This is a genomic window from Rhodopseudomonas telluris (genome assembly GCF_042432815.1).
Taxonomy (GTDB): domain Bacteria; phylum Pseudomonadota; class Alphaproteobacteria; order Rhizobiales; family Xanthobacteraceae; genus Rhodopseudomonas; species Rhodopseudomonas telluris.
The window spans coordinates 181,621-207,415 of record NZ_JBHLWM010000008.1 but is presented as its reverse complement, the minus strand read 5'-3'; the positions used below and the strand labels follow the sequence as shown (position 1 = coordinate 207,415).

General features: G+C 67.3%; 28 protein-coding genes and 1 riboswitch. Of the genes, 17 read left to right on the top strand and 11 right to left on the bottom strand.

Features of this window, described 5'->3' with window-relative positions:
* Positions 1-4: 4 nt before the first annotated feature.
* The 3 genes from ACFFJ6_RS18625 to ACFFJ6_RS18615 form a co-directional block, all read right to left on the bottom strand.
* Positions 5-751 (bottom strand): ABC transporter ATP-binding protein, encoded by a 747-nt coding sequence (locus ACFFJ6_RS18625; RefSeq protein WP_378390558.1) that lies wholly within the window; start codon positions 749-751, stop codon positions 5-7.
* A complete protein-coding gene (locus ACFFJ6_RS18620) occupies positions 744-1,499 on the bottom strand; it encodes an ABC transporter ATP-binding protein (protein WP_378390556.1) in 756 nt (251 codons plus the stop codon). The genes ACFFJ6_RS18625 and ACFFJ6_RS18620 overlap by 8 nt, the downstream gene beginning before the upstream one ends.
* 202 nt (positions 1,500-1,701) lie before the next feature.
* Positions 1,702-2,049: an ArsC family reductase gene (locus ACFFJ6_RS18615; RefSeq protein ID WP_378390554.1), complete on the bottom strand. Its 348-nt coding sequence runs from the start codon at positions 2,047-2,049 to the stop codon at positions 1,702-1,704.
* Between the two features lie 210 nt (positions 2,050-2,259).
* Here ACFFJ6_RS18615 and ACFFJ6_RS18610 point away from each other — a divergent pair, with 210 nt between their 5' ends.
* From ACFFJ6_RS18610 to cobJ, 8 genes are all read left to right on the top strand, one after another.
* Positions 2,260-3,738, top strand: a complete 1,479-nt coding sequence (locus ACFFJ6_RS18610) for a pyruvate kinase (RefSeq protein ID WP_378390552.1) — start codon at positions 2,260-2,262, stop codon at positions 3,736-3,738.
* A gap of 101 nt (positions 3,739-3,839) precedes the next feature.
* Positions 3,840-4,802 (top strand): hypothetical protein, encoded by a 963-nt coding sequence (locus ACFFJ6_RS18605; RefSeq protein ID WP_378390550.1) that lies wholly within the window; start codon positions 3,840-3,842, stop codon positions 4,800-4,802.
* 146 nt (positions 4,803-4,948) lie between these two features.
* A complete protein-coding gene (gene tcuA, locus ACFFJ6_RS18600; protein ID WP_378390548.1) occupies positions 4,949-6,250 on the top strand; it encodes an FAD-dependent tricarballylate dehydrogenase TcuA in 1,302 nt (433 codons plus the stop codon).
* Complete coding sequence (gene tcuB / locus ACFFJ6_RS18595) at positions 6,237-7,361, top strand: tricarballylate utilization 4Fe-4S protein TcuB (protein WP_378390546.1); 1,125 nt, start codon at positions 6,237-6,239, stop codon at positions 7,359-7,361. The genes tcuA and tcuB overlap by 14 nt, the downstream gene beginning before the upstream one ends.
* A gap of 121 nt (positions 7,362-7,482) precedes the next feature.
* Positions 7,483-7,688, top strand: a riboswitch (cobalamin riboswitch).
* 111 nt (positions 7,689-7,799) lie between these two features.
* The gene (locus ACFFJ6_RS18590; protein ID WP_378390544.1) at positions 7,800-8,348 is read left to right on the top strand and encodes a hypothetical protein; all 549 of its coding nucleotides are present in this window, start codon (positions 7,800-7,802) and stop codon (positions 8,346-8,348) included.
* Positions 8,345-8,974, top strand: coding sequence for a precorrin-8X methylmutase (locus ACFFJ6_RS18585; protein WP_378390542.1), 630 nt, complete (start codon positions 8,345-8,347; stop codon positions 8,972-8,974). The genes ACFFJ6_RS18590 and ACFFJ6_RS18585 overlap by 4 nt, the downstream gene beginning before the upstream one ends.
* Complete coding sequence (locus ACFFJ6_RS18580) at positions 8,971-9,699, top strand: precorrin-2 C(20)-methyltransferase (RefSeq protein WP_378390540.1); 729 nt, start codon at positions 8,971-8,973, stop codon at positions 9,697-9,699. Before ACFFJ6_RS18585 ends, ACFFJ6_RS18580 begins: the two co-directional genes overlap by 4 nt.
* On the top strand, positions 9,696-10,457 hold the full coding sequence (cobJ, locus tag ACFFJ6_RS18575) for a precorrin-3B C(17)-methyltransferase (RefSeq protein WP_378390538.1): 762 nt from the start codon (positions 9,696-9,698) through the stop codon (positions 10,455-10,457). Before ACFFJ6_RS18580 ends, cobJ begins: the two co-directional genes overlap by 4 nt.
* Here cobJ and ACFFJ6_RS18570 read toward each other — a convergent pair.
* Complete coding sequence (locus tag ACFFJ6_RS18570) at positions 10,424-11,173, bottom strand: cobalt-precorrin-6A reductase (protein ID WP_378392195.1); 750 nt, start codon at positions 11,171-11,173, stop codon at positions 10,424-10,426. The genes cobJ and ACFFJ6_RS18570 overlap by 34 nt on opposite strands.
* Before the next feature lie 31 nt (positions 11,174-11,204).
* Between ACFFJ6_RS18570 and cbiE the strand changes: the two genes are divergently transcribed.
* The 6 genes from cbiE (at position 11,205) to ACFFJ6_RS18540 (ending at position 16,697) form a co-directional block, all read left to right on the top strand.
* Positions 11,205-12,428: a precorrin-6y C5,15-methyltransferase (decarboxylating) subunit CbiE gene (cbiE, locus tag ACFFJ6_RS18565; RefSeq protein ID WP_378390536.1), complete on the top strand. Its 1,224-nt coding sequence runs from the start codon at positions 11,205-11,207 to the stop codon at positions 12,426-12,428.
* Positions 12,425-12,814 carry a cobalamin biosynthesis protein gene (locus ACFFJ6_RS18560; protein ID WP_378390534.1) on the top strand — a complete coding sequence of 130 codons (390 nt, stop codon included), beginning with the start codon at positions 12,425-12,427 and terminating at the stop codon, positions 12,812-12,814. Before cbiE ends, ACFFJ6_RS18560 begins: the two co-directional genes overlap by 4 nt.
* Entirely contained in the window at positions 12,814-13,593 is a 780-nt protein-coding gene (gene cobM, locus ACFFJ6_RS18555; protein WP_378390533.1) for a precorrin-4 C(11)-methyltransferase, read from the top strand. Before ACFFJ6_RS18560 ends, cobM begins: the two co-directional genes overlap by 1 nt.
* Positions 13,577-14,914, top strand: coding sequence for a cobyrinic acid a,c-diamide synthase CobB (locus ACFFJ6_RS18550; protein WP_378390531.1), 1,338 nt, complete (start codon positions 13,577-13,579; stop codon positions 14,912-14,914). Before cobM ends, ACFFJ6_RS18550 begins: the two co-directional genes overlap by 17 nt.
* The gene (gene cobA / locus ACFFJ6_RS18545; RefSeq protein ID WP_378390529.1) at positions 14,911-15,663 is read left to right on the top strand and encodes a uroporphyrinogen-III C-methyltransferase; all 753 of its coding nucleotides are present in this window, start codon (positions 14,911-14,913) and stop codon (positions 15,661-15,663) included. Before ACFFJ6_RS18550 ends, cobA begins: the two co-directional genes overlap by 4 nt.
* Positions 15,664-15,821: 158 nt before the next feature.
* Positions 15,822-16,697, top strand: a complete 876-nt coding sequence (locus ACFFJ6_RS18540) for an SDR family NAD(P)-dependent oxidoreductase (protein ID WP_378390527.1) — start codon at positions 15,822-15,824, stop codon at positions 16,695-16,697.
* Positions 16,698-16,723: 26 nt separating this feature from the next.
* On the opposite strand, the gene ACFFJ6_RS18535 is transcribed toward ACFFJ6_RS18540, so the two are convergent.
* Complete coding sequence (locus ACFFJ6_RS18535; protein WP_378390525.1) at positions 16,724-17,368, bottom strand: glutathione S-transferase family protein; 645 nt, start codon at positions 17,366-17,368, stop codon at positions 16,724-16,726.
* Between the two features lie 84 nt (positions 17,369-17,452).
* Here ACFFJ6_RS18535 and ACFFJ6_RS18530 point away from each other — a divergent pair, with 84 nt between their 5' ends.
* Positions 17,453-18,451, top strand: a complete 999-nt coding sequence (locus tag ACFFJ6_RS18530) for a helix-turn-helix transcriptional regulator (protein ID WP_378390523.1) — start codon at positions 17,453-17,455, stop codon at positions 18,449-18,451.
* Between the two features lie 105 nt (positions 18,452-18,556).
* Here ACFFJ6_RS18530 and ACFFJ6_RS18525 read toward each other — a convergent pair whose 3' ends face one another.
* The 3 genes from ACFFJ6_RS18525 to ACFFJ6_RS18515 all read right to left on the bottom strand — a co-directional run bounded on the left by ACFFJ6_RS18525 (position 18,557) and on the right by ACFFJ6_RS18515 (position 20,410).
* Positions 18,557-18,994 carry a hypothetical protein gene (locus tag ACFFJ6_RS18525; RefSeq protein WP_378390521.1) on the bottom strand — a complete coding sequence of 146 codons (438 nt, stop codon included), beginning with the start codon at positions 18,992-18,994 and terminating at the stop codon, positions 18,557-18,559.
* Positions 18,995-19,265: 271 nt separating this feature from the next.
* Positions 19,266-20,045 carry an SDR family oxidoreductase gene (locus ACFFJ6_RS18520; RefSeq protein WP_378392193.1) on the bottom strand — a complete coding sequence of 260 codons (780 nt, stop codon included), beginning with the start codon at positions 20,043-20,045 and terminating at the stop codon, positions 19,266-19,268.
* A gap of 35 nt (positions 20,046-20,080) precedes the next feature.
* Positions 20,081-20,410 carry a nuclear transport factor 2 family protein gene (locus ACFFJ6_RS18515; protein ID WP_378390519.1) on the bottom strand — a complete coding sequence of 110 codons (330 nt, stop codon included), beginning with the start codon at positions 20,408-20,410 and terminating at the stop codon, positions 20,081-20,083.
* 140 nt (positions 20,411-20,550) lie between these two features.
* Between ACFFJ6_RS18515 and ACFFJ6_RS18510 the strand changes: the two genes are divergently transcribed.
* On the top strand, positions 20,551-21,450 hold the full coding sequence (locus ACFFJ6_RS18510; protein WP_378390517.1) for a LysR family transcriptional regulator: 900 nt from the start codon (positions 20,551-20,553) through the stop codon (positions 21,448-21,450).
* A gap of 45 nt (positions 21,451-21,495) precedes the next feature.
* Here the strand turns inward: ACFFJ6_RS18510 and guaA are convergent, their stop codons facing one another.
* The 3 genes from guaA to ACFFJ6_RS18495 all read right to left on the bottom strand — a co-directional run bounded on the left by guaA (position 21,496) and on the right by ACFFJ6_RS18495 (position 24,991).
* Positions 21,496-23,115, bottom strand: coding sequence for a glutamine-hydrolyzing GMP synthase (gene guaA / locus ACFFJ6_RS18505; protein WP_378390515.1), 1,620 nt, complete (start codon positions 23,113-23,115; stop codon positions 21,496-21,498).
* A gap of 156 nt (positions 23,116-23,271) precedes the next feature.
* The gene (locus tag ACFFJ6_RS18500; protein ID WP_378390513.1) at positions 23,272-24,573 is read right to left on the bottom strand and encodes an RsmB/NOP family class I SAM-dependent RNA methyltransferase; all 1,302 of its coding nucleotides are present in this window, start codon (positions 24,571-24,573) and stop codon (positions 23,272-23,274) included.
* A gap of 37 nt (positions 24,574-24,610) precedes the next feature.
* Positions 24,611-24,991 (bottom strand): MAPEG family protein, encoded by a 381-nt coding sequence (locus ACFFJ6_RS18495; RefSeq protein ID WP_378390511.1) that lies wholly within the window; start codon positions 24,989-24,991, stop codon positions 24,611-24,613.
* A gap of 132 nt (positions 24,992-25,123) precedes the next feature.
* Between ACFFJ6_RS18495 and ACFFJ6_RS18490 the strand changes: the two genes are divergently transcribed.
* Entirely contained in the window at positions 25,124-25,789 is a 666-nt protein-coding gene (locus ACFFJ6_RS18490; RefSeq protein WP_378390509.1) for an acriflavin resistance protein, read from the top strand.
* The last annotated feature ends 6 nt before the right edge of the window (positions 25,790-25,795 follow it).

Below are 25,795 nucleotides of genomic sequence, written 5' to 3'. Positions count from 1 at the left end.
GGCGTCAGACGCCGAGATAGGTGTGCAGCTTGTCCATGTTGGCTTCGAGTTCCGAGTTGGCGAAGCCGTCGATGATCTTGCCGTGCTCGACCACGTAGTAGCGATCGGCCACCGTCGCCGCCCAGCGGAAGTTCTGCTCGACCAGGAGAATGGTGAAGCCTTCCTTCTTCAGCCGCGCGATGGTGTGGCCGATCTGCTGGATGATCACGGGGGCCAGACCTTCGGTCGGCTCGTCGAGCATCAGGAAGCGCGCGCCCGTGCGCAGGATCCGGGCGATCGCCAGCATCTGCTGTTCGCCGCCGGACAGCTTGGTCCCCTGGCTTTTGAGCCGCTCACGCAGATTGGGGAACAGTTCAAAGATCTGTTCCTGCGATAGGCCGCCGGGCCGCACCTGCGGCGGCAGCATCAGATTCTCGCGGACGTCGAGGCTGGCGAAGATCCCGCGTTCTTCGGGACAAAACGCAATGCCGCGCCTGGCGATCTTGTCGGAGGATGCGCGGCTGATGTCGTGGCCGTCGAAGGTAATGGTGCCGGTGCGCTTGCCGATGATGCCCATCACCGACTTCAGCGTCGTGGTCTTGCCTGCGCCATTGCGGCCAAGCAGCGTCACCACCTCGCCGGTCCGCACCTCGAAGTTCATGCCGTGCAGAATATGGGATTCACCGTACCACGCCTGCAGGTCGCGCACGTTGAGCAGCACGTTGCCGCTGGCAGCGGGCGCGGTCCGGTCCAAAGTCGTCGCCTCAACCATGACCAGCTCCGAGATAGGCTTCCTTGACGCGCTCATCCTGGGTCAGATCATTGTAATTGCCTTCCGCCAGCACCTGTCCGCGCGTCAGCACGGTGATGACGTCCGACAGATTGGCGACGACGCTGAGGTTATGCTCGACCATCAAGATGGTGTACTTCGCCGAGATCCGCTTGATCAGCGCGGCGATCTTGTCGATGTCTTCGTGCCCCATGCCGGCCATCGGCTCGTCGAGCAGCATCATCTCCGGGTCGAGCGCCAGCGTGGTGGCGATCTCCAGCGCGCGCTTGCGGCCGTAGGGCATTTCGACGGCGGGAATGTCGGCGAATTCGCTGAGACCGACGTCGTCGAGCAACTCACGGGCGCGCTGATTGTAGCGGTCGAGCACACTCTTGGAGCGCCAGAAGTCGAACGAACTGCCGTGCTGGCGTTGCAGCGCGACGCGCACATTCTCGAGCGCCGTCAGATGCGGAAACACGGCGGAGATTTGGAACGAGCGCACCAGCCCGAGCCGCGCCACATCGGCCGGCGCAGTCGCGGTGATGTCCTGCCCCTTGTAGAGAATCTTGCCTGCCGAGGGATGCAAGAACTTCGTGAGCAAATTGAAACAGGTGGTTTTGCCGGCGCCGTTAGGACCGATCAGCGCATGGATATGTCCGCGACGAACGCGCAGATTCACGTCGCGAACGGCAAAGAAGCCCGCGAACTCCTTTGTCAGCCCATGCGTTTCGAGAATGATGTCATCGGCCAAGTAAAACTTCCCCCTGCCCGGTCCCGCGGTGGAGGCACATCCGCGGCCGAATTTTTGTTGCTGTCCGGTGCCGCGCGCCCTGGCAGGCGGCCGGCCCGTCTTTCTGGGCCGGACTATGCCGCTATTCGCCAGCCGTGCGCAAGATGCAAAGCTGATCGGCGTTTCTGAGCGATCCGGTGTGGAAAAGGGGCGCGTTGGCGGCTTAGCCGAACGCTTCGGCGTAGGCCTCCGGCCGAAACCCGACCAGCAGCATTTTGCCGGTCTCGAGCACCGGCCGCTTGATCATCGAAGGCTGCGCCAGCATCAGGGCAATGGCCTTGGTTTCGGTCAGACCTTCCTTGTCCACGTCGGGCAGCTTACGAAACGTCGTGCCGGCGCGGTTGAGCAGCGTTTCCCAGCCGACCTGCTTCACCCAGCGCGTCAGGTGCGCCTTGTCGATGCCGGCGGTCTTGTAGTCGTGAAAGTCGTAAGCGACTCCGTGACCATCGAGCCAGGCTCGCGCCTTCTTCATGGTGTCGCAGTTCTTGATGCCGAAAATGGTGACCGACACGCGCATCCCTCAGGTTCTAGCGAAGGCGCATTCAGGCCGGCCGTCCGCTCCCCGTCAAGCGCTGCCACCGGCGCTGTGGACGATGCCCCCGCCGGAATGCGCATAAGGTCGCAGACAAAGGCTGTCTCGCTGTCACAGGAGTTACATCGACGGCTCCTAGAGCGGGCTGGCGCGGTCCGTTCCGTCCGCGCCTGATCAAGCGAGCCCGCCATGCCGACCGAAATCGATCGCCTGAAGCAGAAACTCGACCGGCTGATTGCCGATATCGAGGCCGACAGCCGTCCGCGGATCGATGCCTGGGCCGGCAAGATCAAACGTCCGAGCTTCACCGCCAGCGCCGCCAACCTGGCGCACTATCTGGCGTTGCGCCGGCACGATCTGCGTCCTCTGCAGCGTTCGCTGGCCGCACTCGGCCTGTCGTCGCTTGGGCGGCTCGAGAGCCGGGTGATGCCGACACTCCACGCCGTCCGCGCCACCCTCGGCGAACTCTGCGGCGAACCCCAGGCGGTGCGCCCTACGCCGCGTCAGTTTTTCGCCGGCGAGCACGAACTCGACCAGCGCAGCGAGGAGATGTTCGGCGCGCCAGCGAGCGGCCGGGCGACCGCGCTGCTGGTCACCTGCCCGAGCGAGGCCGCGGACGATCCGTCGTTCATGCTCCGGCTCGCCGAGCGTAAGGTCGAGGCGGTACGGATCAATTGCGCGCACGACGACGCTGCGGCGTGGCAGCGCATGATCAACCATCTGCACGTCGCCGAGGAAGCGACTGGCCACCGGATGAAAGTCCTGATGGACATCGCCGGCCCGAAGATCCGTACCGGTGCGGCGCGCGCGCCCGAGGGCCGTGAGCGCATTCTGACCGGCGATCTGATCGCCATCGTCGCCGAAGGCTCGTTCCATCGCATCGATCTCGCTGAGGAGCACTTCGCGATCGAATGCACGCTCAGCGATCCGTTGATCAACAGTGCGGTCGGCGCCCGGGTGTTCGTGGACGACGGCAAGCTTTGCATCCGGATCGAGCGCAAGACGGCGTGGGGCCTGATCGGGCGCGTCACCTCGACCTCCGACAAGGGGCTTCGGCTGAAGCCGGAGAAAGGCCTCAACTTCCCCGACACGCTGCTCGACATCCCGGCCCTCACCGCCAAGGACCGCGACGATCTCGACTTCGTCGCCGCGCACGCCGACGGCATCGAGTTCTCCTTCGTGCAGTCGGTCGCCGACGTCGAGACGCTGCAGGCCGCGCTCGCCGAGCGCCGCCCCGACGACTGGCGCGAGCTGTCGCTGGTGCTGAAGATCGAGACACCCGAAGCGGTCGCCAATCTGCCGGACATTCTGGTGCAGGCGGCCGGCCAGCAGCCGACCGCAGTAATGATTGCGCGCGGCGATCTCGCTGTGGAGATCGGTTTCGCCCGTCTGGCCGAAATGCAGGAAGAGATCCTGTGGATCGGCGAAGCCGCGCATGTTCCAGTGATCTGGGCCACGCAGGTGCTGGAGCAACTGGTGAAGAAAGGCACGCCCTCGCGCGGCGAAATGACCGACGCCGCGATGGCGGCGCGCGCCGAATGCGTGATGCTCAACAAGGGGCCGTATCTGTTCAAGGCGATTACCGAGCTCGACAATTTGCTCGGCCGCATGGCCGTCCACCAGCACAAGAAGACGCCGCAGCTCCGCAAGCTGCAGAGCTGGGGCTAATTCAAAACTGGTATCAACCTGAGGTTGATTTCAATGTTCGCCTATCGTTCCATTGCCCCAGAGCTCAAGAGCTCGCGTGACTGGTTGCGTGGGGGCGTTCGATGGGAGTTCGCGGACTTTGCGCGGCGCTGGCCGTCGCGTTGCTGAATCTCGCCGGCTTGGCGCCGGCAGGAGCGCAGTCACCGACCGAACGGATCGACGCCGCACTGCAGAACATCACCAGCATCGTCAGAGCCGACCGCGTCGGCTACGCGACCATCTGGGATGGCAACAAATACGTGCAGTGCCGGCGGCTCCCCAATCGCGACATGCGCTGCGAGGCCGCGGGCGTCACACTACAGCCCTCGCTCGCGCGGGTGCTGAATGCGGAGCGTCAGTCCCGCCTCGTCGCCCTCGCCTGGGTGCTGGATCCGGCGTTCGGCAACTACACGCGGACGTTTCCCGGCGATATGCCGACCTCACAGATCGCCGAACATGTGCTCAAGGCGCTGACCGAGGCCTATCTGATCAACATTCCGGACCTCGAATTCGGCACCGCCTGGGTGGTCGACATCCCCTGTCCGCCGCGCAATGGCCCGTCGCAAAACCTCGCCGGCATGATCAACGATGCCAAATCGATGCTACCCACCGCCCTGCTGAGCTGCTCCTACAAGGCGCCGGCGGCGCCGCAGCGGGCCGAGACGCTGGACGCGCTGCTCGCGCTGTACGGTCCGAGTACGACGGCCGAGATTCAGCGTCTCCGCATCAACGCCACCCAGCGCGTGCATGTCGTGTTCGACAGCGGCATCGGCTACATTCAGTGCATGCCGGAGATGCCGCCGGTGGCGCTGTATTGTGAGGCACAGTCGGCCGAGCGTTGGCCGGCACTGACCGCCGTGCTGACGCCCGACAAGATCGCTCGCCTGACCACAGCCGGCTACGCCGAGCCGGGGCGCGCCCCAAATTACAGCAAGAGTTATCCCTTGACGCTGGCCGACGGGGCGATCGCCACCGAGATTCTGACGCTGCTCCACAGCGTCTACGGTTACACAGGCTCGACCCGGCTGAAGATCCGCACCGAATGAAGCGCGATCATCGCCGCAATTGACAGCGGCAGCCACGCAGGCCCTAAGACGGAGCGCCGAACGCTCGCGCCGCCCGGCGCGAGCGCTGCAAGGGCGCGTGGGAACAGTCACCCGGGGTCGCGGTGAGTTCGTGTTGGGATGTGGTGGTGGTCGGAGGCGGCATTGCCGGGCTCTGTGCGGCGCTCGCCGCGCGGCGCACCGGCGTCTCCGTGCGCCTGCTCGACAATGCGCCGGTCGCCATGCGGGGCGGCAACGCACGCCATGCCCGAAACTTCCGGGTCGTGCACGGTGAGCCGACCCCGTACGTGCCGGACAGCTATCACGCGTCCGAATTCCTCGCCGAACTCGGCAGCGTGACCGGTGGCACGGCCGACCAGACGTTGGCTGAGCGCATGGTCTCCGGCTCCGAGACGCTGGTGCCATGGCTGATCGAGAACGGCGTCGCCATGCAGCCGCCGTCGCTCGGCGTGGTGCCCTATTCGCGCCGCACCGTATTTCCGCTGGGCGGTGGCAAGGCGATGATCAACGCGCTGTACCGGCAAGCGGCTGCGCTGGACATCGCAATCAGCAGCAACAGCGAGGTTCGTGCGCTTCGCGACGTCGCGGACGGCGGATGGATCGTCGAGATGGCGGGTAGCGCGCCTGGAGAGTCCGTGATCGAAGCGCGCGCGGTGATCGTCTGCGCCGGTGGCCCCGGTGCCGATGCCGCATGGCTGCGGGCGCACTATGGAAAATCGGCTGACGGCCTCATGCTGCGCGGGACGCCGTACGCGGACGGCCGGATGTTGGATCATCTGATCGGGTTGGGTGGATGCGCGGTCGGTGAGCCCACGGTTTGCCACATGGTGGCAGTAGATGCGCGCGGGCCGCGCTTCGACGGCGGCATCGTCACCCGGATCACCGCGATCCCCTGCGGCATGGTGGTGGATCGCTTCGGCGCGCGGATCGATGCGATCGGCGCCGGTCAGGAGCCGACGCACTACGCGCGTTGGGGCCCTCGGATCGCGGCATGCGACGATCAGATGGCCTACCTCATTCTGGATGCGGACGGGCTGCAACGCGCCGCGCCGCAGGCCTTTGCGCCGATCGAGGCCGAGACGATCGCGGCGCTCGCGGCGGCGCTCGACTTTGAGCCTGCCAAGCTCGCGGCGGCCGTGGCCTCCTTCAACGCAACGCAGCCCACTGGTGCTCGCCCGCTGATCCGGGCGCCGTTCGCAGCCTATCCGATGCGCGCCGGCATCACCTTCGTACACCATGGCGTCGCGGTGGATGAACGCTTGCGCGTGCGGTGGGCGGACGGACGCGCCAACGCCACGCTGTATGCCGCGGGCATGATCATGGCCGCCAACGTGCTGCGCCGCGGTTATCTCGCCGGCCTCGGCATCACGTTATCAGCCGTGTTCGGCCGTCTCGCCGGTGAGGAGGCGGCGCACCATGTCGCCCGATGATCTGACCGCCGAGGCCGAGCGCCAGCTTCGAATCTGCACGGCCTGCATGTATTGCGACGGCCTGTGTCCGGTGTTCCCGGCGATCGACAATCAGCATCGCTTCGAACTCAGCGACCTCGCCTATCTCTCCAATCTTTGCCACAACTGCCGCGGCTGCTGGAGCGTGTGCCAGTACACGCCGCCACATCCCTTCGCCATCAATCTGCCGACGACGCTGGCCGCGCTCCGCCAGCGATCCTACGCGGACTATCTGTGGCCGGCTGCGCTTGGCCATGCGTTCCGCCGTCCCTTCCTCAGCATCGCTGTCGTGGTCAGCACCGCGCTGCTGTTCACGCTGGCCGCGGTGCTGCTCTCAACCTCTCCCGCCGAACTCTTCGGCGCCGATGATAGCGCCGGCGCGTTTTATCGGGTGCTGCCGTGGCCAATGATGGCGGGCGCCGCCGGGGCATCGCTGCTCTGGGCGATGCTGTGCATCGCCCTGGCCACGGTGCGCTACTGGCGAGCGACTGCGCCGCCGCTCCCGACGAACGCGATCCTCCAAGCGCTTCGCCCTGCATTCCGCGACATCGTCACGCTGCGCCATCTCGGCGGCGGCGGCCCCGGATGCACCGATATCGATGAGCGCCCCTCGCATCAGCGCCGGATCGCGCACCACGTCATGGTCGCCGGCTGCATGGGCACCGTGCTCTCGACTGTCGTGGCGGCGATCTATCACAAAGGCTTCGGCTGGCTCGCGCCCTACCCGCTGCTCAGCCTGCCGGTGATGCTCGGCGGCGTCGGCGGGCTGGCGATGCTGGTGGGCATCGGCGGCCTGCTGACGATCGAGCAACGCGCCGACAGGCAGCCGTCCGATCCGCACGAGGCGCAGCTCAACGTCGCCTTTCTGATCCTGCTGGCGCTCGTCACCCTCAGCGGCCTCGCCGTGCTGGCGCTGCGCGAGACCGCCGCGATGGGCCTGCTGCTGATCCTGCATCTCGGCCTGGTGTTCGGCTTCTTCCTGGCACTGCCGTTCACCAAGGCGATCCACGCGCCTTTCCGGGCCGCAGCGCTGCTGCGCGCGGCGGCTGAAGCGGCGATTTCCAGGCCAACGGCCCGCAAGCCGGGCGACTGATCGGCTCATGGCCGTCCGCAGCGCTCCGTCTTGATCCATCGCAAGCGGGTGCGAAATTATTACGCCGAAACGACCGTCGGCCGGGCGGTAAGCTCGATTGACACCCCGTGGTTTTCAGACCAAACATCGGCCTGCCGACGGTTCCTGTCTTCGGACGGGACGAAGAGGGAATATCGGAAGCCGGCATCCTGCTCGGATGCGACGTGCCGAAGCTGCCCCCGCAACTGTGAACGGCGAGCCATCGCAACACGCCACTGGATGTTTCCGGGAAGGCTGCGCTGGCGACGACCCGTGAGCCAGGAGACCTGCCGTCGCCTGCTGATTGACGCCATTCCGGGCGGGGTGTTCCGGGGTGAAGTTCGGCCGTTCGGAGTGCAGGTCCGTTCGCCGGTTTCGCATCATCGCAGCGCGCGATGATCAACCGACGGATACGGCGCAATGCCGCTTTCGATTGTCTCGTCCGATGAGCGCGCCGGATCCGATCCGGCGTCTGCGCTCGCGCGTCCGGCCGATCTCGTCATGATCTCCTGTTCGGATGCCGAGCTGGCGCGTTATGCCTTGGCGTGGCATGGCGCCGGTTGCGATCTGCCGGCTCTGTATCTTGCAAAGGTGCAGCGGCTGCTGCCACATCCGGAGGCTGACCTCCGCGCCGCCATCGCGACCGCCCGCGCCGTACTGATCCATCTCCCGCATGGCCTCGACGATTGGCGCCGCGGCATCGAGGGCGTAGCAGCCAGCGCCCGCGACCGGCGGATCGCGCTCGCCGTTGTTGCGGCAGCCGACCCGGCAGATCCGGCACTCGATGCGCTCTCCAACCTGCCGCGCACCACGCTGCGCCGACTGGCGGCGCTGTGCCACCGTTCCGATGCGCGATCGGCTCGCGCGGTGCTCACGCAGTTGTCGCTGGCCGCCGGCCTGCCAATCGCGCCGTGGCTCGACGCGCCCACCGACGCGGTCCCTGAACTCGTCCGCGGAGAAGCGCGATGACCTACGTCTACGAGACCGACGGCGATGCGATCTATCGCCAGTCCTTCGCCATCATCCGAGCCGAGGCCAAGCTCGCGCGCTTTGCGTCCGATGCCGAGACGATCGCGGTGCGGATCATTCACGCCAGCGGCATGGTCGATGTCGCCGACGACATCGTGTTTCATGGCGACTTCGTCGCCGCCGGCCGCGCCGCACTCCGGGCCGGCGCGCCGATCCTGTGCGACGCGCAGATGGTCGCCAATGGCGTCACCCGCAAGCGGCTGCCGGCCGACAACGATGTGATCTGCACGCTGAGCGATCCCCGCGTGCCGGGACTCGCCGCTGAGCTGAAGACCACCCGGTCGGCCGCCGCGCTCGAACTCTGGCGCGAGCGTCTGGACGGCGCGGTGGTGGCGATCGGCAATGCGCCGACCGCGCTGTTCCGCCTGCTCGAGATCCTCGGCGAGCCCGGCGCGCCTAGACCCGCCGCGATCATCGGAATTCCCGTCGGCTTTGTGGGCGCCGCGGAATCCAAGGAAGCGCTGCTCGAAGCTGCTCCAGTCCCCTGCGTGGTGGTGCGCGGCCGCCGCGGCGGCAGCGCGATGGCGGCAGCGGCCATCAACGCGCTGGCGAGCGAACGCGAATGAGCAAGCCGACCGTCTACGGCGTGGGCGTCGGCCCCGGCGATCCGGACCTAATGAGCGTACGCGCCGCGCGGCTGGTCGGCGCCGCCAAGGTCGTCGCTTACTTCCGCAAGGCCGGCCGCGCCGGCCACGCGCGCACCATCGTCAACGGCCTGCTGGCGAGCGACGCGATCGAGGAGCCGCTCGACTATCCGGTGACCACCGAGATTGCGCTCGACGATCCGGCCTATGCGGCGACGCTGCGCAGCTTCTACGAAGAATGCGTCGCCCGGCTGTCGGCTCACGTCGCAAGCGGCCGCGACGTCGTCGTGCTGTGCGAAGGCGATCCGTTTCTGTACGGCTCGTTCATGCATTTGTATCACCGGCTGGTCGGCACGGTGCCGGTCGTGGTGGTGCCGGGCATCTCCGGCATGGCGGCATGCTGGACCGCGAGCGGCACGCCGATTACTTACGGCGACGACGTGCTTTGCGTGGTGCCGGCGACGCTGCGCGCCGAGCGGCTCGCCGAGGTGGTGCGCACCAGCGACGCCGTGGTAATCATGAAGCTCGGCCGCAATCTGCCGAAGGTGCGGCGCATCCTGCAGGACGTCGGCCTGCTCGACCGCGCCATCTATGTCGAGCGCGGCGCGATGGCCGGCGAGACCGTGCTCCGCCTCGCCGACAAACAGACCGACGAGGCGCCCTATTTTTCGATGATCCTTGTCCACGGCCAGGGACGACGGCCATGAGCGGCTCGCTGATCGTCGTCGGCCTCGGCCCCGGCGCACCGGAACTGATCACGCCGGAAGTCACCGCCGCCCTCGCCGCCGCAACCGACCTGGTCGGCTACGCGCCCTATGTGGCGCGCGTCGACGCTGGACGTGACGTGCGCCGGCATGCGTCGGACAATCGCGAGGAGATCGACCGCGCTGCGTTCGCGCTGAAGCTCGCCGCAGAGGGCCGCCGCGTCGTCATCGTTTCCTCCGGCGACCCCGGCGTGTTCGCGATGGCTGCGGCGCTGTTCGAGGCGGTCGAGGCCGGCGAGCCGGCGTGGCGCGATCTCGACATCCGCGTGCTACCCGGCGTCAGCGCGATGTTCGCCGCCGCGGCCCGCATCGGCGCCCCGCTCGGCCACGATTTCTGCGCCATCAACCTGTCGGACAATCTCAAGCCCTGGGAAACCGTGGAGAAGCGCCTGCGCGCCGCCGCCGAGGCCGACTTTGTCATCGCGCTGTACAATCCGATTTCGAAGGCGCGGCAGTGGCAGCTCGAAGCTGCCTTCAAGCTGCTGCGGAGCATTCATCCTGCTTCGGTGCCGGTGATCTTCGCCACCGCGGTGAGCGCGCCGCAGGAGCAGATCGATGTCGTCCCGCTCGGCGAGGCGCAGCCGGACCGCGCCAACATGCGAACTGTGGTGATGATCGGCTCGTCGCAAACCCGCATCATCGAACGCCGCGACGGCGCGCGCTTCGTCTACACGCCGCGGTCGGTCGGAGTGCTGTCGTGAGCGAGCCAGTGCATCACTTCGGCGACGCTGCCGACCGTGCGCCGCGGCGGGATCGCCGGCCGGCGTACCATCACCACGGGCAGCCCGAGATCGCGCGCGGCTTCGATCTTCGCCACCGCAGCCTCGCCGCCGGCATTCTTCGCCACGACGATCTCGATGCGATGCGCGGCGAGCAGCGCGCGATCACTGGCGCGGTCGAAAGGTCCGCGCGCGATGATGACTTCGACATTCGGCAACGGCAGCGGACCGCGCGGCGGATCGACCAGCCGAACCAGATAGAAGTGATGCTGCTGGGCCGCGAACAGATCGAGGTTCTGCCGGCCGATGCCGAGGAATACCCGGCGCGGCGCATCGCCAAGCGCGCCAGCCGCTGCCGGCAGATCATCGACCTCGGTCCAGCGATCGCCACTCTGTGCCGTCCATGGCACGCGTTCGAGTGCCAGCAGCGGCACGCCGGCGGCGGCGCAGGCGTCCACCGCGTTGCGGCTCATCTGCGCGGCGAATGGATGTGTCGCGTCGACAACGCGGTCGATCCGTTCTGCGCGCAAGTAATCGACGAGGCCAGCGACGCCGCCGAAGCCGCCGACGCGCGACGGAATCGGCGGCAGCTTCGGCGCCTCGGTCCGCCCGGCGAGCGACAGCACCGCGGCGATCCGCGGCTCGGCCGCCACCGCCGCGGCAAGACGGTTCGCATCGGCGGTGCCGCCGAGGATCAACAGGCGCAAAGACTGGTTCGAGCGAGGGATCATGGCCCTCAGCGATGACACGACGACGCCGTGGCTGTCCATCGTCGGAATCGGCGAGGACGGCTTCGAGGGCCTTTCAGAAAAAGCACGCGCGCTGCTGACGCAGGCCGAGCTGCTGATCGGCGGCGAGCGTCATCTGGCGATGGTGAGCGCGCTCGGCAGACCGGCGTTGCCATGGCGCGTGCCGTTCTCGGACTCGCTGCCCGAGGTGCTGGCGCAGCGCGGGCGCCGCGTCGTCGTGCTGTGCTCGGGCGATCCGTTCTGGCATGGCGCCGGCGCCGTCCTCGCCGATCATCTCGCGCCGGAGGAATGGACCGCACTCCCCGCGCCCTCGACGTTCGCATGGGCCGCCGCGCGGCTCGGCTGGCGCCTGGAGAACACGATCACGCTCGGCCTGCATGCTCAGCCGATTGCAGCGCTGCGATCTCATTTGCGGCCCAACGCGCGGCTGATCGTGCTGGTCCGCGACGGCGCGGCGGTGGCGCAGATCGCGGCCTATCTGACGAGTTCGAAATTCAGCGGCTCGCAGCTCACCGTGCTCGAAGCGCTCGGCGGCCCACGCGAGCGTGTCCGCCAGTCCACCGCCGCCGCCCTCGCCTTCACCGATATCACCGCGCCGGTCGCGCTCGGCATTGCGGTCGCAGCCGAGCCCGACGCCGCGATCATTCCCGTCACTTCCGGCTTGCGCGATGCGCTGTTTCAGACCGACGGCCAACTCACCAAGCGCGAGGTGCGCGCCGTGACGCTGTCGAGCCTGGCGCCGACGGGCGGCGAACTGCTGTGGGACATCGGCGCCGGCTCGGGCTCGATCGGCATCGAATGGCTGCTGGCGGCGCGGAGTAACCGTGCGATCGGCATCGAGGTGCGCGCGGATCGGCTGGCGAATGCCCGCGCCAATGCCGAGGCGCTCGGCGTGCCGCAGTTCGATCTGCGTCTCGGCCAGGCGCCGGAAGCGCTTGCCGGTCTGCCAACGCCGGACGCGGTGTTTGTCGGCGGCGGCGCCGGCCGGCCCGGCGTGCTCGATGCCGTCTGGGAGGCGCTGCCTGACGGCGGCCGACTTGTGGTGAATTCGGTGACGCTGGAAAGCGAAGCGCTGCTGATCGCCTGGCATGCGCGCCACGGCGGCGAGTTGCTGCGGCTCGGCGTCGAACGCGCAGCGCCGGTCGGTGGCCTGACCGCGTGGCGCGCCGCGATCCCGGTGGTGCAGTGGAGCGTTCGCAAATGACGCGCGTGGTGATCGGTCTCGGCTTTCGCGCGGCAGCGCCGCAGGCGTCGATCGCCGAAGTCATCGCCGCCGCGCGTGACGCCGCGGCGCCCGCGCGGCCGACGCTGCTCGCCGCTCCGAGCGACAAGAGTTTGTATCCGCCGCTGATCGCTGAGGCCAAAGCTGCGGCACTCCCCTGCCTCGCCATCGACGAGTGTGCGTTGAAACAGGCTGCAGCGCGTATCACCACGCATTCGGCGCGCGTCGCCAAGGCCCGCGGCGTCGGCAGCGTCTGTGAAGCAGCAGCGCTGGCAGCCGCAGGCGCCACCGCGCGCCTCGCCGTGCCCCGCTTAGTGTCGCGCGACCGCCAAGCCACCGCCGCGGTTGCGATCGAGGAGATCAACTGATGACCGTCCACTTCATCGGCGCCGGCCCCGGCGCGCCCGATCTGATCACGGTGCGCGGGCAAGATCTAGTGCGGCGCTGCCCGGTCTGCCTCTACGCCGGCTCGCTGGTGCCGCGCGAAATCATCGCGCAGTGCCCGCCGAATGCCCGCATCGTCGACACCGCGCCGCTCGATCTCGACGCCATCACGGCGGAGTTCGTTGCGGCCGATCAGGCCGGTCACGACGTGGCCCGGCTACACTCGGGCGATCTGTCGGTGTGGAGCGCGATGGGCGAACAGATCCGCAGGCTCGAAGCGCACCGCATCGCCTACACGGTGACGCCCGGCGTGCCGTCCTTCGCTGCTGCTGCGGCCGCGCTCGGCCGCGAACTGACGCTGCCCGAAGTCGCCCAGACCGTCGTGCTGACGCGAACCTCCGGCCGCGCGTCGGCGATGCCGCCGCGCGAGAAGCTCGACGCCTATGCGGCGACCGGTGCGACGCTGGCGATCCATCTGTCGGTGCATGTGCTGGACAAGGTCGTCGGAACGCTGCGGCCGCATTACGGCGACGACTGCGCGGTCGCCGTCGTGGTTCGCGCGAGTTGGCCGGAGGAGCAGATCATCCGCGGCACGCTGGCGACGATCGCCGCAGATGTCGCTGCGGCCGGGATCGATCGTACCGCGCTGATTTTGGTCGGTCCCGCGCTGGCGGCCACGGAGTTTCGCGACAGCGCGTTGTACGATGCGGGTTACGATCGCCGCTATCGCCGCGCGGCGCAGGACGATGTCGCCCGTGACTAACCACCCGCGCGGGCTCATCATCGCAGCGCCATCGACCAGCAGTGGCAAGACCACGGTGACGCTGGCGCTGCTCGCAGCGCTGCGCCGGCGCGGCCGCGTCATGCAGCCATACAAATGCGGGCCGGACTACATCGACCCGGCGTTTCACACGGCTGCCGCAGGCAGGCCCTGCTACAATCTCGACTCCTGGGCGTTCAGCCGCGGCCGCGTGGCCGCGCTCCTCGGCGCTGCGGCCGACGCTGATCTTAGTATTGCCGAGGGCGTCATGGGCTTGTTCGACGGCGGCAGCCATCCCGGCGCCTGGGGTCACGGCGCCACGGCTGATATCGCGGCCGCGACCGGCTGGCCGGTGGTGCTGGTGATCGACGTCGCCGGGCAATCACAATCCGCCGCCGCGATCGCGCTCGGCTTTGCGCGCTATCGGCCCGACGTGACCGTCGCTGGCGTCATCCTCAACAACGTCGCCAGCGCGCGGCACGAAGCGTTGGTGCGCGCCGGCTTTGCGGCGCATCCGATCCCCGTGCTCGGCACGCTGGCGCGCCACACCAGCCAGTCGATCAAGAACCGTCACCTCGGCCTGGTGCAGGCACGCGAACATGAGCAACTCGCCGAACGGCTGGAGGCGCTGGCGACGCTGGCCGAGCAAGGCATCGATCTCGCCACGTTCGAACAGCTGGCGCAGCCGGCCCGCTTCGAGGCGCCGGCGACGCCGGGCTTCACGCCGCCGGGCCAGCGCATCGCGCTCGCCAGCGACGATGCGTTCTCCTTCATCTACCCGCACCTCGTCGCCGGCTGGCGCGCGGCCGGCGCCGAAATCGTGCCGTTCTCGCCGCTCGCCGACCAAGCGCCCGACGACAGCTGCGACGCCACCTGGCTGCCAGGCGGCTATCCCGAACTCCACGCCGGTCGCCTCGCCGCGGCGTCGCGATTCATGGCGGGCCTGCGCGCCTTCGCCGAAACGCGCCCGGTCCACGGCGAGTGCGGCGGCTACATGGCGCTCGGCGCCGGACTCATCGATGCCGACGGCACGCGCCACGCCATGGCCGGCCTGCTCGGATTGGAGACCGACTTCGCGCAGCGCAAGCTGCATCTGGGTTATCGCGTCGCGACGCTGCACGCGCCCGCCGCCGGCCACGCCGCCGGCACCGTGCTGCGCGGTCACGAGTATCACTACGCGCGCGTCGTCTCTGTTTCTGACGAGCCGCTCGCCAGCATCCGCGACGCCTCCGGCACCGCCACGGCCGAGACCGGCAGCCGCCGTGGCCGTGTCACCGGCACCTTCTTCCATATGATCGACAGCGCGCAGGAGCACGCCGCGTGACACCTGCCCGTCCGAACTCATCCTTTGCTCCCGGCAGCGTCGCGTTGGTCGGCGCCGGGCCCGGCGATGCCGATCTGCTGACGCTGCGCGCGATCCAGCGGCTGCAGGCCGCCGAGGTCGTGCTGTACGACGATCTCGCCGGCGAAGACTTCATGTCCTTCGTCGCTCCCGAGGCCGAACTCGTCGCCGTCGGCAAGCGCGCTGGCCATCCGTCGCCGCGGCAGGACGAAGTCAGCCGGCTGCTCGTCGCCTATGCGCGTAGCGGCAAGCGCGTGGTGCGGTTGAAGGCCGGCGATCCGGCGGTGTTCGCCAGGTCGGATGAAGAACTGCGGGCGGTGCGCGACGCCGGGATCGCGGTCGAGATCGTACCGGGCATCACCACCGCGACCGCGGCCGCGGCAGCGCTCGGCGCGTCGCTCACCAAACGCGGCGTGGCGCGGCGCGTGCAACTCGTCACCGGCCACGATGTCGACGGACGCCTGCCCGACGATCTCGACATCGCCGCGCTCGCCGACCCGGCTGCGACGACCTGCATCTACATGGGCAAGGCGACCTTCCCCGCCCTCGTCGAGCGCCTGCTGGCGCACGGGCTCGCGCCGTCGACACCGGCAGCAATCGTCGAAAGCCTCGGCTCGCCGGAGACGCGTGTCATCCAGGGCACCATCGTGGATATCGCCGCGCAGCTCGCGTCCGATCGCCCCCAAGGGGCATGCATGATCCTCTACGGAATGGCCCTCGCGCCCCGCTGAGCCTGCGCTCGGGATCCTTAGTGCAGCCGTGCGACGCCGCACGTCCGCCTATTCGCGGCGCGCGCCCTGGCATTGTGCTATCATGATGAACGTTTCAAAGAGTTCGCCTCCGCGGATGACCTGCGACCTAATCGGCATCGGGCAGGACCAAGGGATCGATGAGCGCAAGCGCTGGAGGGAAGAGGACGGCGCTGGTCACCGGCGCCAATTCGGGGCTCGGCAAAGCCATCGCGATAGCGCTGGCGGCCGAGGGTCTTCGCGTCGGCCTGGTGGTCCGCGACCGCGCACGCGGGGCGGCTGCGCTTGCGGAGATCCGCGCCTCGACGGGCAACGACGATCTTCATCTGTTTACCGCTGACCTGGCGGATCAGCTCACGATCCGCGCCTTGGCTCAGGCCGTGCTGGACCGTTTCGATCGCCTCGACTTACTGATCAACAATGCCGGCACCGCCTTTGCGGAGCGAAAGCTCAGTCCTCAGGGGATCGAGTGCGCGCTGGCGGTCAATCATCTCGGCCCGTTTCTCCTGACCATGCTGCTACTGGATCGGCTGAAAGCCAGCGCGCCGGCGCGGATCGTCAACGTCGGCACCCGCATCGACACCGCGATGGATTTCGACGATCTGAACTGGGAGCGGCGCCCCTACCGCATGATGAAGGGGTACGGCCAGTCCAAGCTCGGCAATCTGCATTTCACCTTCGAGCTGGCGCGCCGGCTGCAGGGCAGCGGCGTGACGGTGAATTGCGTATTTCCGGGCGTATTCAGATCGAATCTCGGCGGCACCGACGGCGCACAGGGGCTGTTCTGGAAGCTTCTCATCCGGCTGGGCGGCTGGGCGATCCCGTCGCCCGAACGCGCCGCGCGCCGCGTGCTGTATCTCGCCGACGCCCCTGAACTGGCGAATGTCAGCGGTCAGTATTTCGGCGATCGCAAGCCGCTCACCGCCCCCGCCCAGGCGCGCGATGCCGGGGCCAACCTTCGGCTGTGGCAGATCAGCGAAGCGCTGACGGGCGGTGCCGGGACCGCGGGCAGCTGATGGACGACGCCGTCACTCCGCCGCAGTTAGCTCCCTAATGCTGCGGCGTGCTGCGCAGCCATCTCCGCATCGGCAGCGTTGACGCGCTGGAACGCAGGTCGCGCGGTGAGCCGTTCGGCGTAGCGCACGAACGCGTCGCGCTTCGGCACCAGGCCGAAACTCAGCGTCCAGTTCAATGCAATCCCCCACAGCACGTCCGCCGCCGTGAAGCGGTCGCCGAACAGATATGGTCCGGTCGCAAGCTGCGTTTCGAGCGCGCCGAGCATCGTGTCGTAGTCGGCATAGGGCGACATCTCGACCGGCCCCGGCTCGCGTTGCATGAACCTGTCGACCACCGCCGGTTCGAACGTCGAGCCGTAATAGGCGATCCACCGCAGATACGGGCCGCGCAGCAGATCGTCGAGTGATGGCGCGAGACCGGCCTGCGGAAACAGGTCAGCCAGATAGATCGTGATTGCGACCTGCTCGGTGACGAGCGCGTCGCCGCGGCGGATTGCCGGCACCTTGCCGAGCGGATTGACCGCGAGGTAGCCGGGCTGCCGCTGCTCGCCGGCCTTCATGTTGAGCACATGCAAGTCGTATGGCGCGCCGAGCTCCTCGAGCAGCACGCGCATGCCGGTCGCCCGGCTCTGCGGCGAATAGAACAGGGTCAGTCGGTTCGGATCGGTCACGATGGTCTCCCTCAGCGAGCTTGCGAGACCGGTGTCGTAGCATCCCATACCTGACATCTTATGTCAGGTATGGTTCAATGAACCATGCGCGCGAGCCGAATGCTGTCGATCCTCACCACCCTGCAGGCCAAGGGCCGGGTCACTGCGCCGGAGCTGGCCGAGGCCTGCGAAGTGTCGGTGCGCACGATCTATCGCGACATCGATGCGCTCGCCGCGTCCGGCGTGCCGGTCTATGCCGACCGCGGCGCGGAGGGCGGCTATCGGCTGCTCGACGGCTATCGTGTGCGGCTGAACGGGCTGTCGCAAAGCGAAGCCGGCGCGCTGTTCCTCGCCGGCCTGCCCGGCCCCGCCGCCGCGCTCGGGCTCGATGCGGCGATGATCGCCGGCCAGAACAAGCTGATGGCCGCGCTGCCGGCGAACCTGCGCGACGACGCCGCGCGCATGCAGGAGCGCTTCTATCTGGACGCCCCCGGCTGGTTCAGCGAAGCCGATGAGCCGAAGCACTTGCGCATCATCGCCGGCGCCGTGCTGCGCGGCACCTTCATCGAGATCCGCTACCAGAGCTGGCGCGGACAGAAGCGCCGCCGCGTCGCGCCGCTCGGCCTCGTGCTCAAGGGCGGCGGCTGGTATCTCGCCGGACATGTCGACGGCAACGTCCGGACCTATCGCATCGCCCGCGTGCTCGACTGCACCGCGCTCGACGCCCCCTTCCCGCGCCCGCCCGATTTCGATCTCGCCGCCTACTGGCGCAGCGCGACGCTACGCATGGAAGCAGAACTTCACCCTAACGTAGCGGTTGTCCGGCTGTCCTCGCTCGGCGTGAAGCTGCTGAATGCGCTGAGCCAGCCTTACGTCAAAGCGCGCACGCAACTCGACGATGCAGCCGACGCCGACGGCTGGCGCGTCGCGAGGATCCCGGTCGGCACAACGTCCTGGCACGCGGCCGCCGAGCTGCTGCGGCTCGGGCCGGAGGCTGAAGTGCTGGAGCCGGCGGAGCTACGTGAGACGATGGCGGAGATGGTGCGGGCGATGGCGGGGCGATACGGGACTGCCATGTCGGCAGCCTGCCCTTCCCAAGATTGAGCCAAGGACGCAAGGGCGAATGACCGCCACGTATCATGCGCGATCGTTCCGAGCGCGCGTGGAAACGACCGCCGGTCACGCAACCCGACATGCTGCAGAAAGCGCTCAGGCGGTGATGTTTACGCCTCTGACTTCGCCCTGATAACGCTGCATGGTGTTGAGCGCCGTCTGCAGGCGAGTGAACAGATCGGATTCATTGGTCTTCTGTGCCCGCGCCATCCCGTCGCGGACCAACTGCGTGAAATCGACCTTCTGCGTATCATCGATGCCGGCGTTGGTGCTGTCGGTCCGAAAACTCACGGTCATGCTGAGGAAGGTGGAGCTTTCGTCGAACGTCATCTCGCCGCTGGCGATCTTGCTGTTCATCCAGTCGAACAGCTGCTTACGAGTCATCTGGGTGAAGTCGGTCTTCTGCACACCGCCGCTGTCCGACGTCGGCTGCATCCCGTCGGCAGAGGCCATCGCTGCCGACGCACTCTTGGTACCGCTGGTCCAGGGATTGATGATTTGAGCCGCATACGACCCAACTCCGGCAATGCTCATGTCGTACCTTCGATCCGATCCTTCGACCAGATCGAAGCAACCACCATGCCATCCGGCACCGTGATGTTTTTCTTTGTTTCCGCTAGGAAAGGCAGCGCCTCGGACATCGCGACCGGCTCAGTGCGGGAAACTCTTGCCGGGTGCTGGTCGATCTTTGCCCTGCGCGAAGATCGCGGAAAACGCGCGGTGGCGCGGCTGATGCATCGCAGCGATTGCCGAGCACACCGCCGCGCCGCAGAGCCTGTCGGCGCGCTACGGCCGGTTGATTCGGTCAAACTACCGGCACCGTTCCGCCGTCGATTACATACTCCGTCCCTGTGATGGTACTAGCCCGATCGGACGCCAGGAATGCGATCAGGCTTGCCACTTCCTCGGGCTTCGAGGGACGACCGATTGGTATCCCGCCTAGCGATTCCATGATCATCTTCTTGCCTTGCTCGACATCACCGCCGTGATCCGCCGCCAACCGCGTCGCCAGATCAATAGAGGCCTCGGTCTCAATCCAGCCGGGGGACACCCGAACGACGCGGACGCCGTGAGGTGACACCTGCTTTGAAAGGCTCTTGCTGTAAGTCGACAGGGCCGCCTTTGCCGCCGCGTAGGCCGTTGTCGCCTCCGGCAGCGGCAGTTGACGTTGAATGGATGTTACGTGGATGACGACGCCAGTGCCGCGCGACACCATGCTTGGAACGAGTTCTCGATCCAGTCGCACTGCAGGCATGAGATTCAGATCAAGCTCCTTGCGCCAGATCTCGTCGTTCAACGCCTCGAAACCACCGCTGGGAGCGGAAGAACCGCCCAACATATGGACGATGATGTCCACGACTCCCATGCGCTCCCGCACGGCGGCAGCTAGTGCGGCACAGCCTTCGGTACTGGTCAGATCGGCAGCGACGAACAGCGAGTCTGGCAAGTCAGCGGGCTGGGTCCGGGCGGTCGTAACTATCTGCGCGCCGAGTTCACGAAAGAGAGCGACCGTCGCGGCTCCGGCACCGCGAGTGCCGGACGTGATCAACGCCCGTTTCCCCTCCAAGCTGAGAAACGGGATGATCCTTGCGGTCTGCCCTAAGATCTGGACGTCCGCGCTCATGGCGCGATCTCCAATGCCGCGATCTTCTCGCCCTCCAGAACGAAGACATAGCGCAAATCGAGCGGGCTACCGGGAAAATTGCCGACGAGATGGCTCGTGACGATCGTGCGATCGCCTTCGCGCGCGATCGCGACGGGTTCGCTGGTGTAAGTGTATTTTTGAGAAGTGTCCGCCTTCCATTGCCGAATGGCGCTGCGGCCAGCGTTGGTAATACCTTCGTCCCGAACCACCGCATCTTCGGTGAAGCAATGCGAAACAGCTTCGGCCGGTTGCTGTTTGTCCGCAGCGAAGTACTCGGCAATTGCTTTAGGGAGTTCCACAGCCATCGTTTTTCTCCATCGTGAGGCTTGGCCAGATTGGCGGGATCGTCAGTGACGATCTGCCCTCGCCTCAGGCGAACTTAGGGATGGACGTTGGCATTGATAATCAGGATAAAGCGTAACGCGACGTTGCGAAAAGCAGGACAATGGCTAGCCACAGTTTGATCGAGTTCGATTCCGTCCTCGCCATTGCGCGCAGGGGGTCGTTTCGGGCGGCAGCAATCGATTTGGGGATGTCGACGACCGCGCTGAGCAACGCGATTGGCAAGCTGGAACGCCAGCTCGGGGTCCGCTTGTTCAACCGGACGACGCGAAGCGTCTCCCTTACCGATGCCGGGCGTAACTTCGTCGATAAGATCGGCCCTGCGCTCCAAGACCTTCACGATGCAATCGAAGGCGCGCGATCGCAGCAGGAGACACCATCGGGGACGCTGCGGATCAATGCCTACGCAACCGCCGCGCGTGAGATTCTGTCGCCCCTTCTTCTGCCATTTCTCCGACGCCATCCCCAAGTGCATGTCGATCTCGTGACCGAGGGCAGGCTTGTTGACATCGTCGCCGATGGATTCGACATCGGTATCCGAAATGCGGACCTCGTTCCCAGCGACATGATCGCGATCCCGCTGGGGCGTCCTCGACGTTACGCGGCAGTGGGCTCGCCCGCTTACCTTCGGAACAATGCGGAACCGCGTGTTCCTCCCGATCTACTGAAGCATTCTTGCGTCCGCGTTCGGCTGCCCAATGGAGCACTGTACCGATGGCATTTCGAGAAGGACGGACAATCGGTCCTGATCGATGTTGAAGGCTCAATCACGCTTGATGAGGCCAGCCTCGCGCGGATAGCCGCGCTTGAAGATTTCGGCATCGGCTTCTTCATGGAATCGGACGTTCGCGATGACATCGCGACGGGGCGTCTCGTCCGCGTCCTCGAAGACTGGACGCCACCACTTGCCCCGCTCTGCCTATACTACCCGAGCCGACGCAATCCCTCGGCAGCGTTCAGGGCCTTCATTGACCTTGCTCGCGACGTCGCCAATCAACAGTAGCGACTGGGATCGTGCACCGACGCGACTGTCCGGATAGACTACCACTCACTCCCACTCGATCGTCCCCGGCGGCTTGCTCGTCACGTCGTACACCACCCGATTGACGCCCTTCACCTCGTTGATGATCCGCGTCGCGGTCGCGCCCAAGAACGCCATGTCGAACGGGTAGAAATCGGCGGTCATGCCGTCCGTCGAAGTCACAGCGCGTAGGCCCACGACGTACTCATAGGTCCGCCCATCGCCCATCACGCCGACGGTCTTGACCGGGAGCAGCACGGCGAAGGCCTGCCAGATTTTGTCGTAGAGGCCGGCTTTGCGGATCTGGTCGATGTAGACGGCGTCGGCGTTGCGCAGGATGTCGAGCTTCTCGGCGGTGATCTCGCCGGGGCAACGAATCGCAAGGCCGGGGCCCGGGAACGGGTGGCGGCCGACGAACACGTCGGGCAGGCCGAGCTCGCGGCCGAGCGCCCTCACCTCGTCCTTGAACAATTCGCGCAGCGGCTCGACCAGCTTCATGTTCATGCGTTCAGGCAGGCCGCCGACATTGTGGTGCGACTTGATCGTCACCGACGGGCCGCCGGTGAACGACACGCTCTCGATCACGTCGGGATACAGCGTGCCTTGCGCTAAGTAATCAGCGCCGCCGACCACCTTGGCCTCGGCGTCGAACACGTCGATGAACAGCTTGCCGATGATCTTGCGCTTCTGCTCCGGATCGGTAACGCCCTTCAGCGCGCCGAGAAAGGTCTCCGACGCATCCACGTGAACCAGCGGGATGTTGTAGTGATGGCGGAACAGGTCGACGACGGTCTTGGCCTCGTCCTTGCGCAGCATGCCGTGATCGACGAACACGCAGGTGAGCTGATCGCCGATCGCTTCATGGATCAGCACCGCCGCGACCGCCGAGTCGACGCCGCCCGACAGGCCGCAGATCACCTTGCCGCTGCCGACCTGGGCGCGGATCTTCTCGATCGCTTCCTCGCGGAAGGCGCGCATCGTCCAGTCGCCGGTCAGCCCCGCGACCTTGCGGACGAAGTTGCGCAGGATCTTCGCGCCGTCCGGCGTGTGCACCACCTCCGGGTGGAACTGCATCGCGTAGAATTTGCGGGTATCGTCGGCGATGACCGAAATGGGCGAGCCCGGCGCCTTGGCGACGCCGCGAAAGCCCTCAGGCAGCTTGGTGACGCGGTCGCCATGGCTCATCCAGACGTCGTAGGTGCCGCCCTTCTGCCAGACGCCGTCGAACAGCGCGCAGTCGTCGGTGATCTCGATCTGGGCGCGGCCGAATTCGCGGTGGTGGCCGGCCTCGACGGTACCGCCGAGCTGCTGCGCCATGGTCTGCTCGCCGTAACAAATGCCGAGCACCGGCACGCCGGCTTCGAGGATCGCCATCGGCGCGCTGGGCGCGTTGTCGTCGAGCACCGAGGCAGGACCGCCGGACAGAATCACGGCCTTCGGCTTCATCTCGGCGAAGGCGGCTTCGGCTTTCTGGAACGGCACGATCTCGGAATAGACGCCCTCCTCGCGAACGCGGCGGGCGATCAGCTGGGTAACCTGCGAGCCGAAGTCGACGATCAGGATCTTTTCATGGATCGCGGCGACATGCGGCGAGGTGTCGGCCCCGGACGGGACCACGGAGGCGGAGGATGTGCTGGGGGCTGTCATGGGCAGCAAATACGCGACCGGGGCGCGGCTCGCAACGGGGAAAAACGGCGGGTCTGACCTCTGACCGCGCCTGCGCGAAACCGACGTTCAGTGCTCGGGGCGCCCTCACCCCAACCCTCTCCCGCGAGCGGGAGAGGGAGCGCGCCGTGCTTGGGGCTAGGCTTTGCGCTTCAGGACGCTGATGAAAAAGCCGTCCGTCCTGGTGCGGCGCGGGGTCAGCAGGAGGCCTTCGGGGGTCGGCCAGGTGGCGGCCAGGAAAGCGTCGGCTTTGTCCCACAGCGCGGCGGCCAGTTCGGCTGGCGGGGTCGGGGTGAAGTCGGGATGCGCGGCCACAAAGGCCCTCACCTGCTCGACATTCTCCGCCGGCAGCACCGAGCAGGTGACATAGGCGATGCGTCCGCCCGGCTTCACCAGCCTGGCGGCGCGCGCCAGCACCTCGGCCTGGTCCTTCAGCCGAATCTCCAGCGCGCCGGGGCGCATCCGCCATTTGGCGTCGGGGTTGCGGCGCCAGGTGCCGGTGCCGGTGCACGGCGCATCGACCAGCACCAGATCGGCGCTGCCCTTGATGTCGGCAAGCGGATCGGCGTCGCCCTTCGGCGCTCTCACCTCGGCGTTGTGCACGCCGGCGCGCGACAGCCGCTCGTGGATCGGCGCGAGCTGGCGCTTGTCCGAGTCGGTGGCGATCAGCCGGCCCTTACCCTGCATCATCGCGGCCAGCGCCAGCGTCTTGCCGCCCGCTCCCGCGCAGAGGTCGATCACCTGCTCGCCGGGCTTCGCGCCCGACAGCAGCGCCGCGAGCTGGGAGCCCTCGTCCTGCACCTCGACGGCGCCCTTGATGAAATCCTGCTCGGCCTGGATGCCCGGGTTGCGGGCGTCGGCCCCGAGCTCGATGCGCAGCCCGAGCGGCGACCACGGGGTCTCCGTGGCGCCGAGATGCTTCAGCGATGCCGCCACCTTGTCGCGCTTGCCCTTCAACGTGTTGACGCGCAGATCGAGCGGCGCGCGGCTGGCCATCGCGGCCGCCTCGGCGACACGCTGGTCGCCGAACAGCGCGGCGAGCTGGTCGTCGAGCCATTCCGGATAGTCGCCGGCGACATGCGGCGGCGCGCCCTCGAGCGTGCGCGTCGTCAGCGCGGCGCGTTCGGCGTCGGTCAGCGGTTCCGGCGCGAAGCGGCCGCCGTCACACAGTGCGGCGACCGCCTCGGTATCGAGCCCGCGCTCCAGCTTCAACATGCCGAGCACGCGGGCGCGCGGCGTGTCCGCGTCCATCACAAAGGCGCTGGAGGCCCGTCGGCGCAGCACGTCCCACACCAAACCGGCGATCGCGGCGCGGTCACCGGAGCCGGCGTAGCGATGCGCCGTGCCCCACTCCTTGAGGGCCTTGGCGGCCGGGATCCGCTGCGCATCGATGGCGGCGATCAGGTCGATGGCTGCGGACAGCCGGGCGGCGGGGGTCATGGCAGACTTTCAAATCGTCGAAGGCGCACAGCGCCGGTCAAATCAGGAGCAGAATGCGCAGCGCGAAGTACAGCCACATCGCCAGCAGCACCAGCGCGCCGGCCAGCCACACCGGGCCGCGACGTCCCGCATCGTTGGAGGTGACGAGCACGCCGGCGTGGGCATAGCGCGCGACCACGAACACCCAGGACAGCAGCACCAGCACGAGATCCATCCGCCGGAGCGGCAGCGCGATTGCCACCAGCACATAGAACAGCACCGGCAATTCGAACTGGTCGCGAAGCCCTTCGCCGAGCTGTGCCGACCGATCCGATGCGCCGGACGCGGCCTTTGACCGAGTCGCAAAACCGCCGAGCATGAGAGCGAACGCCAGCCCGATCAGCGCGAAGACCGGCAGCAGCACCATCTGAACCGACATCGAAAGCTCCCGTGTGTTCGGGCCCTCTTAGCCGCGCCGCCGGATTATGACAAATCGGGCCTGCGCATTGAACCGGCGCCAGCGCAGCCCCGACCCACGCCTGACGGCGGGCGGACAGCGACGGAGGCGCGGGTGGGCGATTTGGCAAACATGGTGGAAACGATCGGCGCCACGATCGCGGACACGATCGCCGACCCCGGCCGCAGCTTCGGCCTCACCGCCGATACCGCCGGGATCGCGACCTCGGCGCTGGCCGGAGCAGCCGCGGCCGGCGCGGTGGCGATCGTGCTGTGGCTGTATTTCGGCCGACGCGAGCGGAGCGCCCGCGACATCGTCAAGCACGGGGGCGCGCTGGCCTTCGCCTGCGCCCTGCTCGCCTTCGTGGTGCACGACGTCCGCCACGCCGCGTTCGACTTCCTCGGTCTGAACAGCGCCAAGCCTGCGGTCGAATTCGAGATCCGGCTGCCGCCATCCGCCGTCGCGGCGCTCGGCCGCGACGCCCAGATCGAGCTGCACACCGACCGCAACCAGACCATCGCCAAGCTGCAAAGCACCGCCGCGCTGGCCGACGGCCACGCCGTGTTGCGCGGCTCGGTGCCGATCGAATTCCGCACCGCCGACCGGCTGGTGATCCTGAATCTACCCGGCGAGGGCCAGCATTTGTTCAAGCTGCGGCTTGCCGCCAATCCAAGCCGCACCGCGATTTTCGGCCCGTGGCACGTGGCGGACCGCGTGACGTCGCAGAGCCGGCCCAAGGCCGTCCGCGACGACTACGCGATCCGCTATCGCGTGATCTAGCTCACG